General features: G+C 75.2%; 15 protein-coding genes. 7 read left to right on the top strand and 8 right to left on the bottom strand.

Features of this window, described 5'->3' with window-relative positions; translation table 11 throughout:
• Positions 1–8: 8 nt before the first annotated feature.
• The 6 genes from ACIOFR_RS37385 (at position 9) to ACIOFR_RS37360 (ending at position 4,394) form a co-directional block, all read left to right on the top strand.
• Entirely contained in the window at positions 9–641 is a 633-nt protein-coding gene (locus tag ACIOFR_RS37385; RefSeq protein ID WP_401004544.1) for an isochorismatase family protein, read from the top strand.
• Complete coding sequence (locus tag ACIOFR_RS37380; RefSeq protein WP_401004542.1) at positions 638–1,459, top strand: ABC transporter ATP-binding protein; 822 nt, start codon at positions 638–640, stop codon at positions 1,457–1,459. Before ACIOFR_RS37385 ends, ACIOFR_RS37380 begins: the two co-directional genes overlap by 4 nt.
• Positions 1,456–1,977 carry a GNAT family N-acetyltransferase gene (locus ACIOFR_RS37375; RefSeq protein WP_401004540.1) on the top strand — a complete coding sequence of 174 codons (522 nt, stop codon included), beginning with the start codon at positions 1,456–1,458 and terminating at the stop codon, positions 1,975–1,977. The genes ACIOFR_RS37380 and ACIOFR_RS37375 overlap by 4 nt, the downstream gene beginning before the upstream one ends.
• 131 nt (positions 1,978–2,108) lie before the next feature.
• On the top strand, positions 2,109–2,693 hold the full coding sequence (locus ACIOFR_RS37370; protein ID WP_401004538.1) for a helix-turn-helix domain-containing protein: 585 nt from the start codon (positions 2,109–2,111) through the stop codon (positions 2,691–2,693).
• Between the two features lie 60 nt (positions 2,694–2,753).
• A complete protein-coding gene (locus tag ACIOFR_RS37365; protein ID WP_401004537.1) occupies positions 2,754–3,233 on the top strand; it encodes an SRPBCC family protein in 480 nt (159 codons plus the stop codon).
• Positions 3,234–3,341: 108 nt separating this feature from the next.
• Complete coding sequence (locus ACIOFR_RS37360) at positions 3,342–4,394, top strand: protein kinase family protein (protein WP_401004535.1); 1,053 nt, start codon at positions 3,342–3,344, stop codon at positions 4,392–4,394.
• A gap of 84 nt (positions 4,395–4,478) precedes the next feature.
• Here ACIOFR_RS37360 and ACIOFR_RS37355 read toward each other — a convergent pair whose 3' ends face one another.
• Positions 4,479–5,996 (bottom strand): alkaline phosphatase family protein, encoded by a 1,518-nt coding sequence (locus ACIOFR_RS37355; RefSeq protein WP_401004533.1) that lies wholly within the window; start codon positions 5,994–5,996, stop codon positions 4,479–4,481.
• Between the two features lie 187 nt (positions 5,997–6,183).
• Between ACIOFR_RS37355 and ACIOFR_RS37350 the strand changes: the two genes are divergently transcribed.
• Positions 6,184–6,948: a GntR family transcriptional regulator gene (locus ACIOFR_RS37350; RefSeq protein WP_401004531.1), complete on the top strand. Its 765-nt coding sequence runs from the start codon at positions 6,184–6,186 to the stop codon at positions 6,946–6,948.
• 46 nt (positions 6,949–6,994) lie between these two features.
• On the opposite strand, the gene ACIOFR_RS37345 is transcribed toward ACIOFR_RS37350, so the two are convergent.
• From ACIOFR_RS37345 to ACIOFR_RS37315, 7 genes are all read right to left on the bottom strand, one after another.
• Positions 6,995–8,092 carry a FecCD family ABC transporter permease gene (locus tag ACIOFR_RS37345; protein ID WP_401004529.1) on the bottom strand — a complete coding sequence of 366 codons (1,098 nt, stop codon included), beginning with the start codon at positions 8,090–8,092 and terminating at the stop codon, positions 6,995–6,997.
• Entirely contained in the window at positions 8,089–9,141 is a 1,053-nt protein-coding gene (locus ACIOFR_RS37340) for a FecCD family ABC transporter permease (protein WP_401004528.1), read from the bottom strand. The genes ACIOFR_RS37345 and ACIOFR_RS37340 overlap by 4 nt, the downstream gene beginning before the upstream one ends.
• Complete coding sequence (locus tag ACIOFR_RS37335; protein ID WP_401004527.1) at positions 9,138–9,968, bottom strand: siderophore-interacting protein; 831 nt, start codon at positions 9,966–9,968, stop codon at positions 9,138–9,140. Before ACIOFR_RS37335 ends, ACIOFR_RS37340 begins: the two co-directional genes overlap by 4 nt.
• 108 nt (positions 9,969–10,076) lie before the next feature.
• Positions 10,077–11,813: an ABC transporter ATP-binding protein gene (locus tag ACIOFR_RS37330; protein WP_401004525.1), complete on the bottom strand. Its 1,737-nt coding sequence runs from the start codon at positions 11,811–11,813 to the stop codon at positions 10,077–10,079.
• Entirely contained in the window at positions 11,806–13,608 is a 1,803-nt protein-coding gene (locus ACIOFR_RS37325; RefSeq protein ID WP_401004523.1) for an ABC transporter ATP-binding protein, read from the bottom strand. Before ACIOFR_RS37325 ends, ACIOFR_RS37330 begins: the two co-directional genes overlap by 8 nt.
• 85 nt (positions 13,609–13,693) lie before the next feature.
• The gene (locus ACIOFR_RS37320; RefSeq protein WP_401004521.1) at positions 13,694–13,918 is read right to left on the bottom strand and encodes an MbtH family protein; all 225 of its coding nucleotides are present in this window, start codon (positions 13,916–13,918) and stop codon (positions 13,694–13,696) included.
• Positions 13,919–13,979: 61 nt separating this feature from the next.
• Positions 13,980–14,532 (bottom strand): phosphopantetheine-binding protein (locus tag ACIOFR_RS37315; RefSeq protein ID WP_401004519.1); only part of this gene is annotated, 553 nt, incomplete at its 5' end.

The raw sequence follows: 14,532 nt of genomic DNA, 5'->3' as shown, positions 1-14,532 counted from the left end.
CCACCACCATGGCACTGCCCGCCATCGAGCCCTACCCGATGCCCGGCCCCGACCAGCTGCCCGGCGCCCGCGTCCCCTGGCAGGTCGACCCGGACCGGGCCGTCCTGCTCGTGCACGACCTGCAGAACTACTTCCTGCGGGCGTTCACGCCGGACGCCTCCCCGCTCACCCCGATGCTCGGCAACACGGCCCGGCTCCTCGACTGGGCCCGCGCGCACGGCACCCCGGTCGTCTACTCCCACCAGCGCGGCGGCCAGACGCCCGAACAGCGAGGCCTCCAGCTGGACTTCTGGGGCCCGGGCCTGCCCGCCGACGAGCACGCCCAGGGCATGCCCGGGCAGGTCGCACCCGCCGACGGCGACACCCTGATCACCAAGTGGAAGTACAGCGCTTTCGCCCGCACCGACCTGGCCGCCCGGCTCGCCGCCGCCGGCCGCGACCAGCTCGTCCTGGTCGGCGTCTACGCGCACATCGGCGTGATGATGACCGCCGCCGACGCCTGGAGCCACGACGTGCAGGCCTTCGTGGTGGGCGACGCCGTCGCCGACTTCTCCGAGCGCCACCACCTGGACGCGCTGCGCTGGGCCGCCGACAAGTGCGCCGTCGTGGTCCACACCGAACAGCTGCTGGAGGGCAAGTGACCACCGCCCGGGCCACCCCGGGCCGGCTCGCCGCCGACGGCGTCACCCTGCGCTACGGCGACCGGGCGATCGCCACCGAACTGTCCGTCGCGATCCCGGACAACTCCTTCACGGTGATCGTCGGCCCGAACGCCTGCGGCAAGTCCACCCTGCTGCGCGCCTTCGCCCGGCTGCTCAGACCGGCCGCCGGCCGGGTCCTGCTGGACGGCGAGCAGATCAGCGGCCTGCCCGCCAAGGAGCTCGCCCGCCGACTCGGCCTGCTGCCGCAGAGCTCGACCGCCCCGGACGGCATCACCGTCGCCGACCTGGTCGCCCGGGGGCGCTACCCGCACCAGGGCCTGCTGCGGCAGTGGTCCCGCGAGGACGAACGGGTGGTCGCCGAGTCGATGGCCGCGACCGGCGTCGACGCACTCGCCGACCGCTACGTGGACGAGCTGTCGGGCGGTCAGCGCCAGCGGGTGTGGCTGGCCATGGCACTGGCCCAGCAGACCTCCCTGCTGCTGCTCGACGAGCCCACCACCTTCCTCGACATCGCCCACCAGGTCGAGGTGCTCGACCTCTGCGCCCGGCTGCACGAGGAGCAGGACCGCACGCTGGTCGCCGTCCTGCACGACCTCAACCAGGCCGCCCGGTACGCCACCCACCTGATCGCCATGCGTGACGGCGCGGTGGTCGCCGAGGGCCCGCCCGGCGAGATCGTCACCGCCGAGCTGGTCGAGCGGGTCTTCGACCTGCCCTGCCAGATCATCGACGACCCGCAGACCGGCACCCCGCTGGTCGTCCCCGCCGCCCCCGCGCGCAGGGTCGCCCGGCGGTGAACGTCACCGTCGCCTCGCCCCCGGTCCCGGTCCGCACCGCGACCGGGGGCGACGCCACCGCGCTGTACGTCCTGTCGGCGCCCTTCATGCGCTCCGGCGAGCTGCGGGTCCGCACCCTGGCCGACTACCGCGGCCGGGCCACCGACTTCCTGATCGCCCCGGACCCGCGGCCCGGGCCCCCGGCCGGCTGCGTCGCCCTGCGGCCGCTCGCGCCCGAACCCGGCCATCCGGCCGCCGGGCTGCTCTACAACCTCTGCGTCCACCCCGGCCACCAGGGCACCGGTGTCGGCTCCCGGCTGCTCGCCGCCCTCCTCGACCGCGCCACCGACCGCGGCCTGCGCACCGTCTACGCCGCGAGCACCGGCAGCGCCGCGTTCTTCCTGCGGACCGGCTTCCGCGAGGTCCCGGCCGCCCTCGCCCCGGCCGGCTGGACCGCCACCCTCGACCCGGCCCGCGGCTCCCGGGTCTACCGCCACGACCTCCCCCCGGCCGCCGGACCCGGTCGGACCCTGTCCTGAGCGGTGTCCCGCCGTCGCACCGGCCGGCCGCGGACGGGCGGGCGGCCGCACACCGTGCCGACCGCGCGGTACATTCGGACGACCGGCGGGCATCCGAGCGACCGACCGGCGGGCGGGCGAGAGGTGAGGGCGTGGCCGACACGGTGGAGGCGCTGAACACGGTGGCCCGCAACGTCCGGGCCGCCCGGGCCAGGGCCGGGCTGACCCTGGACCAGCTCGGCACCCGGGCGCAGGTCAGCAAGGGCGCCCTGGTCGCCCTGGAGAAGGCCCAGGGGAACCCCAACCTCGCCACCCTCGTCCGTCTCGCCGACACCCTCGGGCTGTCGGTGTCGGCACTGATGGAGGGCCCCCGGGAGGGCAGGGTGCAGATCGTGGACGCGGCGGCCGTCGCCCCGCTGTGGACCGGGGAGCACGGCGGGACGGCGCGGCTGATGCTCACCACCGCCGGCCCGGCGCCCGTGGAGGTCTGGCGCTGGCGGCTGCACCCCGCCGAGAGCTACCCGAGCCACCCGCACCCGGTCGGCGTGGTGGAGACGGTCAGCGTCACCGCCGGCGCGATGATGCTGGTGGTCGACGGCGCCGAGCACCCGCTGGCGGCCGGGGCGACCGCGACCTTCGCGGCGGACGTGCCGCACACCTACCGGGGCGCCGGGACGGGCCCCTGCGACCTGGTGATGACCGTCCACCTGCCGGCGGGCCCGGCCGCCCGCACCTGACCGCCGGCGCCCGACGGCCCGTCCGGCGAGGCATCCGACGAGGCGACGGAGACGACGGCGATGACGAGCAGCGGAACGGCAGTGGTCACCCTCCCCGGCGACACGCTGATCCTGATCACCCGGGAGTTCGACGCCCCCAGACACCAGGTCTACCGGGCCTGGACCACCCCGGAGCTGATCGAGCGCTGGTGGGGCGGGGACCGCGGCGAGGTCACCGGCGTGGAGGTCGACCTGCGGGTCGGCGGCACCTGGCGGTACGTCATGACGGCGAACGGCGGTTTCGAGGCCGCCTTCCACGGCGTGTACCAGGAGGTCGTGCCGGACGAGCGGATCGTCGCGACGGAGGTCTTCGAGGGGATGCCCGACGCCCCGGCCCGAACCACCCTGACCCTCACCGAGCGGGACGGCCGCACCACCCTGGCCGTCCTGGTCGAGCACCTGACCGGGGAGCACCGCGACGCGCACGTCGACTCCGGCATGGAGGCCGGGATGCAGGAGTCGCTGGACCACCTGGAGCAGGTCGCCCGCTCGCTCGGCTGAACGCGCCGGCGGGCCCGCCCGCAGCGCCCGCCCGGCCACCGACCCCACCGGTATGACCTTTCCGATTCGACGGGCCGTCACCGCCGGCCCCGGCATAGGGTGGCGGCCATGTCCGCCCCGCTCTCCCGAACCGCGCGGCTCGCCGCGTACGACTCGGCCTCCACGGCGCTGTCGAGACTGGACGACCGCCAGCTCACCCGGCTGCTCGCCGGGGCGGTGCCCGCGGCCCAGGGCGGCGGCCGGGCGGCCCGGCTGAAGGTCGGCACCGTCCCCGTGCTGGTCCGGCGGATCCCGCTGACCGACCGGGAGCTGCTGGCCGGCAACGTGATGTCCACCGCGGACCTGTTCCGGCTGCCGCCCGCCTGCCACTACGGCGTCCGCAGCCCCGGCTTCGGCGCCTGGCGCGAGCTCGCGGTGCACGGCACCACCACCGACTGGGTGCTGCTCGGCGAGAGCCAGGACTTCCCGCTGATGTACCACTGGCGGGTGCTGCCGAGCCCCGGGGTGCCCGTCCCGGAGGAACTCGCGGACGTGGACAAGGTGGTCGGGCACTGGGAGGGCTCGCCCGAGGTGCGGGCCCGGGTCGAGGAGCTCGGGCGGGCCTCGTACAGCGCGGTGCTGTTCCTGGAGTACATCCCGCTGACCCTGCGGGCCTGGCTGGCCGGGCGGACCGCCGAGGGCGGCGGCAGCGCCTCGTCGGCCTGGGCGGCGGCGGACCGGGGCCTGCGGTCGGGGACGGCGTACATGAACTCCCGCGGGCTGCTGCACTTCGACACCCGGCTGGAGAACGTGCTGACCGACGGCCACCGCCTCTACTTCACCGGCTTCGGCCACGCGCTGCACGAGCGGTTCACCCACGCCCCGCAGGAGGCGCGGTTCTTCCGCGACCACCGGGACTACGACAGCGGTGCCACCGCGAGCCACCTGGCGCACTGGCTGGTGTCGGCCCTCAGCGGGCACCGGCCCGACAAGGGGGACGCGCTGCTGCGGCACTGTGCCCGGGGCGGCGAACCGGACGGGCTGCCGGGCACGGCCGCCGAGCTGGTCACCCGGTACGCCCCGGTGGCCACCGTGATGGCCGACTTCCAGGGCCGGCTGCACGCGGGCGACCCGGCCGCGGTGTTCCCGGCGCGGGAGGTCCGGGAGGCGCTGGCCGGCTGAGCCGGGCGCCCCCGACGGCGGGCCGGCGGCCTGCCATCGGGGGCGCGCTGTGCGGGGGATCCCGGGCGGGGATACCGGGCGGGGTCAGCGGGTCAGGGCGACCTGGTCGACCGTCCAGAACGCGCTGTTGGTACCGGTGTAGCGGAACTGGAGCTGGGCGGTGGTGGCCCCGGCCGGGACGGGGATCGCGATCCGTTCGAACCCGTTGGCATCGGCCCGGTACGACTTCACCAACTGCGGGGTGCCGGAGTCGAACACCACGTAGACGTCACCGGTCTGCGGGCCGTCGACCTTGTAGTCGGTCGTGTAGGTCAGGGTCGCGGTCGCGGCGCCGCCCACCGGGTAGCGCGGGCTGAGCAGCGTGGAGTCGAACTGGCCCGCGCCGTGCGACGTGTCGTCCCACTCGTCCGAGTCGGCCACCGCGAAGACGTTGCGGGCCCGGACGTTGGTCTCGCGGGCCTGGCCGAGCTGGGCGGCGGTCCAGAACTCGTCGGTGGCGAAGGCCCAGCCGCGCCACTCGGTGACGCCGCCGCCGGGCATCCGGGAGTTGTCGATGCTCCAGCCGCTGGGGGCGGTGCGGGTCCAGCCCTTGGTGCCGGCCGGGATGCCGGTCTCGTCGGCGCGGGTCTGCAGGGCGGGTCTCAGGGTGTCGAAGGCGTCCGGGGTGATCTCGTCGACCGGCCGGCCGTCGAGCTTCCAGGCCGGGTCGGGGGTCACGCCCTCGTGCTTGAGCACGGTCGGGGCGACGTCCACCGGCTTGACGTCCTGGCGGGTGGAGCCCGGGGTGAAGCCGGTGCCGTCGGCGATCACGAAGGTCTGCCGCTCGTTGGCGCTGTTGCCGCCGTGGCCGCCGGCGTCGGTGTGGCCGTGGTCGGTGGTGACCACGATCAGCCAGTCCTCGGCGGCGTAGCCCGGCCGTGCCTTGACGGCCTGGAGCACCTGGCCGACCAGGGCGTCCACCGAGTGGATCGCGGCCGCGTACTGGGGGCTGGCGCCGCCGTGGGCGTGGCCGGCCTCGTCGACCTGGTCGAAGTGCAGGAAGGTGGTGTCGGGGTTGCCGTTGCGCAGGTAGTCGGCGGCGTCGGCGGCGGTCTTGGTGTCGTTGTCGGCCTCCGGGATCCGCAGGTCGGCGCGGCCGTTGAAGACGGTGTCGGCCACCGGGCTCCAGGAGGCGATCACCAGGGTCGAGGCGGCCGGGGCCGCGGTCTCCAGGCGGGTCGCGAGGTCGGGGTAGAGGTCGTAGTGGGAGCCGGTGAAGGTGTTGTCCTTCACGCCGTGCTTGTCCGGCCACACGCCGGTGGCGATGGTCGACCAGCCCGGCCCGGACAGTGTCGGGGCGAGCGGGTTGGCGTAGAGGTTGCTGGTGGCGGTCATCCCGCCGGCGATCAGGCCCTTGAGGTTGGGGGCGTCACCCGCGATCAGCTTGTCGTACCGGGTGCCGTCGATGCCGATGACGAGGGTCTTGGCCTGCTTGGTGCCGTTCGGCAGGCCTTTGTACGGGCCTGCGGCCGCGGTGGCCTGAGCGGCCGTCAGCGACAGTGTCGCCGCGGTGGCGGCGCCGACGGCGGTGACGGCGGCGGCGATCCGGACGGAACGGGACATGCGCACGGGGGCTCTCCCAGGGGACGGTGGGGACGGGGGCGCGTGGCGTGCCGCGCCGGTACGAGCGTGCGGCCGCCCGGGAGTGTCCGAGCTGCCCGGAGCGCACCGCCGCATGAACAGCGCGGGAACTTCAGTCCAGACCCGTTACCATCCCGTGACCATCCGGGCTCCCCGATAGGGTGGCGCGGTGAGCCCAGGGACCCCGCACGCACCAGACACCCCCGTCCGATCCGGAGTCCCGGAGCACGGCCGGCTGCCCAAGTACTACGTCGTCAAGACGGAGTTGGAGGGACTGCTGGCCGAGCTCGGCCCCGGCGGCCTGCTGCCGACCGAACTGGACCTCGCCGCCCGGTACGGGGTGGCCCGGGCGACCCTGCGCCAGGCGCTGCGCGAACTGCTGCTGGAGGGCCGGCTGCGGCGGCGCGGACGCGGCACCGTGGTGGCCGGCGCCAAGCTCGAACAGCCGCTGTCACTGGCCAGTTACACCGAGGGTGTCAGCCGCCAGGGCATGCGCCCCGGGCGGACCCTGATCGGCCTCGACCGCTTCCCCGCCGACCCCGCCACGGCCGCCCGGCTGGGCCTGGCCGAGGGCGAACCGGTGTGGCACCTGGAGCGGGTGCTGCTGGCCGACGAGGAGCGGATCGGCCTGGAGAGCACCCACGTGGCGGTGGACCGGGTGCCCCGGCTGGCCGAGGACTTCGACCCGGCGTCCTCGTTCTACGGCTACCTGCGCGAGCAGGGCGCCGAGCTCGGCGCCGGGCAGGAACGGATCGAGACGGTGCTGGCCACCCCGCGCGAGGCCCTGCTGATCGGCACCCCGCCCGCACTGCCGATGCTGCTGCTGCACCGTCGCAGCCTGGACGCCTCCGGGGCTCCGCTGGAGCAGGTGCGCTCGCTCTACCGGGGCGACCGGTTCAGCTTCACGCTCGATCTGCGGGCCCCGGGGGCCTGAGCCGGCCCGAGCGGGCGGTCCGGTCAGCTGCCGGGCACGGCGCCGGTCAGCCACGCCCGGAGCGCCACTGACGGCCGATCAGCCAGATCAGGTAGCACCCGCCGAGCACACCCGTGAGCACGCCGACCGGCAGCTGGGTGGGGGCCAGCAGCCGCTGGGCGGCGAGGTCGCTCAGGACGAGCAGCAGCGCGCCGAGGAGCGCCGAGCCGACCAGGTTGGGACCGGTGGCACCGGTCAGCCGGCGGACGGCCTGCGGCGCGACCAGGGCGACGAACGGGATCGGACCGGCCGCCGCCGTGGCGGCCGCCGACAGGCCGACCCCGACCAGGATCAGCCACAGCCGGAGCCGGTCCGGCCGGACGCCGAGCGAGGCCGCGGCGTCGTCGCCCATCTCCAGCAGCCTCAGCGGGCGGCCGAGCAGCAGCGCGGCGGGCAGCAGGACGAGCAGCGCGGCGGCCATCGGACCGCAGTGCTCCCAGCCGCGCGCGTTCAGGCTGCCGGTCAGCCAGACGGCGGCGCTGGCCGCGTCGCTGAAGGAGGCCCGGGCGATCAGGTAGTCGTTGAGCGAGGCCAGCAGCGAGCTCATGCCGATGCCGACCAGCACCAGCCGGTAGCCCTGCGCGCTGCCACTGCGCGCCAGCAGGTAGACCAGCAGCGAGGTGGCCAGGCCGCCGACCGCCGCGCCGCCGGCCATCGTCGCGGCGCTTCCGCCGATCACCAGGATGACCAGCAGCGCGCCGGTCGCCGAGCCGAGCGTGAAGCCGATGACGTCCGGGCTGCCGAGCGGGTTGCGGGCGACGGTCTGGAAGAGCGAGCCGGCCACGCCGAGGGCCGCACCGACCAGCAGCGCGGTCAGCACCCGGGGCAGCCGGACCTCGGTGACGATGTACCGGTCGATCTTCGCCCCGCCGCCGCCGAGCGCGTTCAGCACCTCGGCGACGGACAGCGGGAAGTCACCGGTGGTCAGGGTCCAGACCACCGCGGCGAGCAGGGCGAGGACCAGCAGCCCGCAGACCGCGGCGGCCCGGGGGTGCCAGCGCACCGAGCCGCCGCCGGGCAGGCGGACGGCGTGCAGCGGCACCCCGGCGGCGGCGGGCGGCGGGGAGGTCCGGGCGGCGGGGGCGGGGGCCGTGTGGGTGTTCACAGTTGGGCGATCCTTCGGCCGCGGACGAGGACGATGAAGAGCGGTGCGCCGAGGAAGGCGGTGATCACGCCGGCCTGGAGCTCGGCGGGGTGCAGCACGACCCGCCCGACGATGTCCGCGGTGAGCAGCAGCACCGGCGCGAGCACGGCGGAGAACACCAGTACCCAGCGCTGGTCGGGGCCGCAGATCCGCCGGGCCACGTGCGGCACGGCCAGGCCGACGAAGGCGATCGGGCCGACCGCGGCCGTGGAGGCGCCGGCGAGCAGGGTGACGGCGACCATCGCCAGCAGCCGGGTGCGGCCAGGTTTGGCACCGAGCGCGTGACCGGCGTCGTCGCCGAGCGCGAGCGCGTTCAGCGGGCGGGCCAGGCCGAGGGCGAGCACCGCGCCGGCGGCGAGGAAGGGCAGCACCTGGCCGACGATCTCGGCCTCGACCCCGGCGAGGGTGCCGACCTGCCAGAACCTGAACCGGTCCAGGGTCAGCGGGTCGAGCAGGATCAGGCCGTTGACGAAGGCGGTGAGCACGGCGGTGATCGCGGTGCCGGCCAGTGCCAGCCGGACCGGCGTGGCGGAGGCCCGTCCGCCGGAGCCGAGGACGTGCACCAGCACGGCCGCGACAGCCGCTCCGGCCAGCGCGAACCAGACGAACGAGCCGAAGGAGCGCAGGTCCAGCAGGGCCGTCCCGGCGGCGACCGAGGCGGCGGCGCCGCCGTTGACGCCGAGCAGACCCGGGTCGGCCAGCGGGTTGCGGGTCAGGGCCTGCATGAGCGCGCCGGCCAGCCCGAGGGCGGCTCCGACGGCGATGCCGAGCAGGGTGCGCGGGATCCGCGAGTGGTGGACGACGATCCAGTCGCCGTTGGTGGGCTCGTGGTGCAGCAGGACGTGCCAGACCTGGCCGGGCGGGATGTACTTGGCGCCGATCGCGATGCCCGCGACGGCCAGCAGCGCGAGCAGGCCGAGGCAGCCGACCAGCCAGGCCGTCCGCCGGGCCGGGCCGGCCGGCCGGCGGACGGTCGCCGCCGTGGGCTTCTCAAGGGTCTGGGCGGTCATGCGTGCTCGTGCTCGTCGTCCTCGTGGTGGTCGTGGTTCTCGACGCCGCGCTTCCAGTACCCGTCGACGTCGACCTGGTGGCGGTGCAGGTTGCGGTCCTCGCGCAGGTGGCGGCGGATCGGCTTGAGGCTGGTGGCCTCGCCGGCCACCCAGGCGAAGCCCATGCCCTCGGGCAGCTCGGCGGCGCGGATCGCGCGCTCCAGCAGGTCGGTGGAGCCGGACGGGGCGTCACCGCGGTGCAGCCAGGTCATGGTGAGGTCGGCGGCGGTCTCGAAGCGCTGCTCGTCCTCGGGCCCGGCGACCTCGGCGAAGGCGATCACGCGGACGCCGGCGGGGAGCATCTCGATCCAGCGGGCCAGGGCCGGCAGGGCGGTCTCCTCGGCACCGAGCAGGTACCAGTCGTGGACGAAGTCGATCACCTCGGAGCCGCGCGGCCCGAGGACGCCGAGGGTCATGCCCGGCTCCGCGGCGGCGGCCCAGCCGGAGCCGACGCCCGTGCCGTGCAGCACCATGTCGACGTCGATCTCGCGCTCGGCCCGGCGGTAGTGACGGATCGTGTAGTCGCGGGTGATCGGCTCGACCGGCGCGTCCATCCAGGTGTCGTTCTCGATCACCGGCTCGACCGGCAGCGCGGTGCCCGGCTCGGCGAAGCAGAGCTTCACGTGGTCGGTCGGCGCCTGCTCGCAGAAACCTTCCAGCGCCTCACCGGCGAAGGTGACCCGCACCGTACCGGGGGTGATCCGGTGGACCTGCTTGACCTCCAGCAGGCGGTACTTGAGCGGATGGCGGACGATCCGCATCCGCGGCGGAGCGATCTCGGTGGTCATCGTTTCGGCCCAATCCGGTGAGAGGTGGCGCGGCCCTGCGCCTGCGCGCGTGCCGCCGCCCCGGGGTCGGGACGGCGGCACGGGACGGCAGGTGCAGCTTAGGTTAGCCTAACCTGCCACGTGCACGCTACCGGCCGCCTCGTCCACCAGCCGGCCCCGGTCCAGCCGGACCACCCGGGGCATCCGGGCGATCGTCGCCGGACGGTGCGCGATCACCACCAGCGTGCAGTCGGCGCGCAGTTCGTCCAGCGCGTGCTCCAGCCGGGCGGCGGTCACCGGGTCGATGTCGGCCGTCGCCTCGTCCAGCACCAGCACCGCCGGGTCCGCGAGCACCGCCCGGACCAGGCCGAGGATCTGCCGCTCGCCGGCCGACAGGTTGCCACCGCGCTGGCCGACCTCGGCGTCCAGCCCGCCGGGCAGGTCCGCGATCCAGTCGGCGAGGCCCAGCTGATCGACCGTCCGCTCGATCCGGGGCCGGTCGGGGGCGCCCTGGACCAGCGCCAGGTTGTCCGCGATCGTCCCGGACACCATCCGGACCTCCTGCGGCACCAGCACGATCCGGCGCCGCAACTCGGTCTCCGGGATCTCGCGCAGGTCGGTGCCGGCGAAGGTCACCGCACCCGCGTCGGGCCGGTAGAGGCCGCAGAGCAGCTTGGAGAGCGTGGTCTTGCCGGAGCCGGTCTCGCCCACCACACCCGTCCGGCTGCCGACCGGGAAGTCCAGCGTCATCGCGTGCAGCACCCGGCCGTCGGCCCGGTAGGCGTACTCGATCTCCGTGCACCGCAGGTCCCCGTGGGCGGGCAGCCCCGCGCCGGGCCCACCGGCGACCCCGCCGGCGGGCGCCCGGACGGGCTCCGCGTCGGTGGCGGCCAGCAGGTCCAGCAGGCGGGCCAGCCCGGTCCGGGCGGTCTGCACCTCGCCGACCAGCTGGGAGAGGTCCGCGAAGGAGTCGAACAGGTTGCGGCCGGCCAGGATGAAGACCACCACGGTACCCACGCTCAGGCTGTCGCGGGTCACCAGCCAGCCGCCGACCAGCAGCAGGACGACCAGGGCGAACCCCTCGACCAGGCTCACCAGGTCGATCCGGTTCTCCACCCGCAGCGCCCGGCGGGCCGCACCCACCGCGAACCGGTTCTCCGCGTCGAAACGGCGGGTCCAGCCGGGCAGGCCACGGGAGGTCTGCAGCGCCTCACGGGCGGTCAGCGTCTCGGTGAAGGTGGCCGCCACGGCCGCCTCCGCGTTCGCCTTGCCGCCGAAGGCGGACGGCGCGTCGCGCTGGAACCACCGGGTCACCAGCAGGGTCAGCGGGACGAACACCGCCAGCTGCACCAGGAGCAGCAGCCACGAGTAACCGACCATCACCACCAGGGTGAAGGCCAGGGTCGCACCGGCCGAGACCAGGTTGCGCAGGTGCAGCCGGACGAACGCGGCCAGCGCGGCCACCTCGCCGGTCGCCCGGCGCAACAGCTCACCGGTGCGGTGGGTCTCCAGGAAGCGCAGCGGCGCGGTGGCGAGGTTCTCCACCGCCTGCTCCCGCAGGGTGCGGACGACCTGCTCACCGGCCCGGGCGAGCAGCAGCTCACCGGCGCGGGCGAAGCCGAGCTGGGCCAGGGCCAGCACGACCAGCAGGGCGACGGCCCACCCGAGTCCGCCGCGGTCGCCGTCCAGGACGGCGTCGGTGGCCAGGCCGATCAGCGGCGCGACGGCGACCAGCGCCGCCGAATCGGCCAGGCCGACCGTCAGCGCGACCACCAGGCGGTTGCGGTGCGGCCGCAGGTAGGGGGCGGCCCGGCGGAGCAGTGCGCGCTCGTCGGGCTCGTCGTCGAGCAGGGGCTGCTCAGCCACGGCCGGCCTCCACGGGGGTCTCGGTCCCGACGGCTTCGGTGTCGGGGGCGTCGGATGCGGGCGCTTCGAGGTGGACCACGCGGTCGGCGGCGTCCAGGACGGCCGAGCGGTGGGTGGCGAAGACGACCGTGCGGTCCTTGGCCCAGCCGCGCAGGCGGTCCAGCACGAGCTGTTCGGTGGTGGTGTCCAGCGCGGAGGTGGAGTCGTCCAGCAGCAGCACCGCGGGGTCGCCCAGCAGGGCGCGGGCGATCGCCAGGCGCTGGACCTGGCCGCCGGAGAGCGCGGTACCGCCCTCACCGAGCTCGGTGCCGTAGCCGTCGGCCATCGCGACCAGCTGGTCGTGGATGCCGGCGGTCCGGCAGGCCTCGTACAGTGCCTCGTCGTCGAGGTCGCGGCCGAGCCGCAGGTTGTCGGCGACGGTGCCGGAGACCAGCAGCGGGCGCTGCGCCACGTACGCGATCCTGGTTCGGACCTCGTCCAGGGCGGCGGTCCGCAGGTCGGTGCCGCCGTAGGCGACCGTGCCGGTGGCGGGGTCGTCCAGCCGGACGGCCAGGCGCAGCAGGGTGGACTTGCCCGAGCCGGTGGCGCCGGAGACGGCGAGGAACTCGCCGTGCCGGACGTCCAGGTCGAGCGGGGCCAGCACGGTGCGGCCGTCCCGGACGGCGCTCACAGCGGTGAGGGTCAGGGCGCCGGTGGCGGGCAGCGGCAGCGCCGAGGCCGGGTCGGGCTCGGCGACCGAGGGCAGGATGGACAGCGCCTCGTCGATCCGCGCGGCGGCGACGTCGGCCTGGCCGCGCTCCAGCAGCCGGTCGACCAGCACCCGGGTGGCGAGCGTGACGATCGCCATCCAGGACGCGAAGGCGGTCAGGCTGCCGATGCTGAGCCGGCCGTCCAGGACGGCGAGCCCACCGACGCCGACGCCGGCCGCCACCGCGAGCCGGGGGACGAACGGGCCGACGGCCGCCCAGGAGGCCTCGATCCGGGCCGCGGTGACGGTCCGCCCGGTGACCTCGGCGCTGGCCGCGTGGTGGCGCTCGACCAGCGGCCGGTGGCCGCCGGTGCCGCGCAGCCCGGTGCCGACCTGGAGCAGGTCGGCGACCGCGTCGGCACGCTCGCCGTGGACGCGGGCCAGCTCGCCGCTGGCGGCGGCGAAGCGCTTGGGGAAGTGGAGGTTGACCCAGACCAGGAACGGCAGGGTGGCCAGGGTCACCAGCAGCAGGCTGGTGTCGAGCACGGCCAGCGCGGGCAGCACGACCACGAAGGTGGTCCCGAGGACGACCCAGATCGCCAGTCCGTGCACCCACTCGCGGACCAGGTCGGTGTCCCGGGTGGCCCGCATCGCCAGGTCGCCGTGACCCCGGGAGGCGAGCGCGGCCCGGTCCAGCCGGGCCAGGTGCCGCAGCAGCCGGCCGCGCAGGTCGGCGCCGACCTTGGCATCCGCGTACCCGGCGAGGAACTGCCAGAGGTACAGGCCGACGAACTGGATCAGCGTCGTCCCGGCGGCGGCGCCGCACCAGAGCAGCAGGGCCCCGTTGTCGTGCTTCCTGACACCCTCGTCGAGCGCCTGCTGGACGCACCAGGGCACCGCGAGCAGGGCCACCTGCCGGACGGCGGCGGCGACCATCGCGGCGACGACGGTGCCGCGGTGCGGTTTCAGCGAGCCGCGCAGCAGGGCCCGGGCCCGGCGGCGGCGCTCCGGGGAGAGCGCGCCGGGCTCCAGGTCCTCGTCGGCGAGCTGTTCGGCGGTCAGCCCGTCCGGGGGCTCGGTGGCGGGGTCCGTCTGAAGGGTGCTCACGTGGATCGGGTATCCGTCTGTCGGAACGGGCATGGGCTGCCGGCGGTCCCGGGGACGGCGGGCGGCGCCGTCCCCGGGAGGACCGTCAGGAGCGCGCGGCGGCCGTGCGGGCGACCAGGCTCGCGGGGCGCATGTCGGTCCAGTGCGCGTCGACGTAGTCGGTGCACGCCTGGCGGGTGTCCTCGCCGTGCACGACCGTCCAGCCGGCCGGGATCTCGGCGAAGGCCGGCCACAGCGAGTGCTGGTTCTCGGCGTTGACCAGGACGTAGTAGCGGGCGTCGTCGTCCTCGAACGGGTTGGTGGCGCTCATGGTCGTCTTCCTTCTCGGGTGGTGACCCGGGGGCGGGTCGGGTTGCGGTCGGGGGCGGGAGTCAGTCGGAACAGGGGACGGCGGCCTCGGGGCCGCCCAGGGCGTTCAGCACGGTCTCGGCGACCAGGTGGTCGGTCAGCGCGGCCACGCTGGGCCGGGCCAGCAGGTCGGCCAGTCCGAGCGGGTGGTCGAACTCGGCGCGCAGGCGCTGCAGCAGCGACATCGCGAGCAGCGAGTGGCCGCCCAGGTCGAAGAAGTTCTCGTCGATGCCGACGGCCGGCAGCCCGAGCACCTCGGCGAAGACGGCGTGCACCCGTTCCTCGCTCGCGTACCGGGGGGTCCGCACCGGCCCGGTGGCCGTGAAGTCGGCGGCCGTGGGCGCGGGGAGGGCCTTGCGGTCGAGCTTGCCGTTGACGGTCAGCGGCAGCGCGTCGAGGACGACGAACGCGGACGGGACCATGTACTCCGGCAGCCGCTCGGACAGCATACGACGGACGGCGGCGGTCTCCAGCTCCCGGTCGGCCGGGACGAGGTAGGCGGCCAGGCGCTTGACGCCGGGGGTGTCCTCGCGGACCACCACGGCGGCCTGCGCGACCGCGGGGTGCGCGGTCAGC

The organism is Kitasatospora sp. NPDC088346 (assembly GCF_044740765.1).
GTDB lineage: Bacteria > Actinomycetota > Actinomycetes > Streptomycetales > Streptomycetaceae > Kitasatospora.
This window is presented reverse-complemented; position numbering and strand designations above follow the sequence as displayed.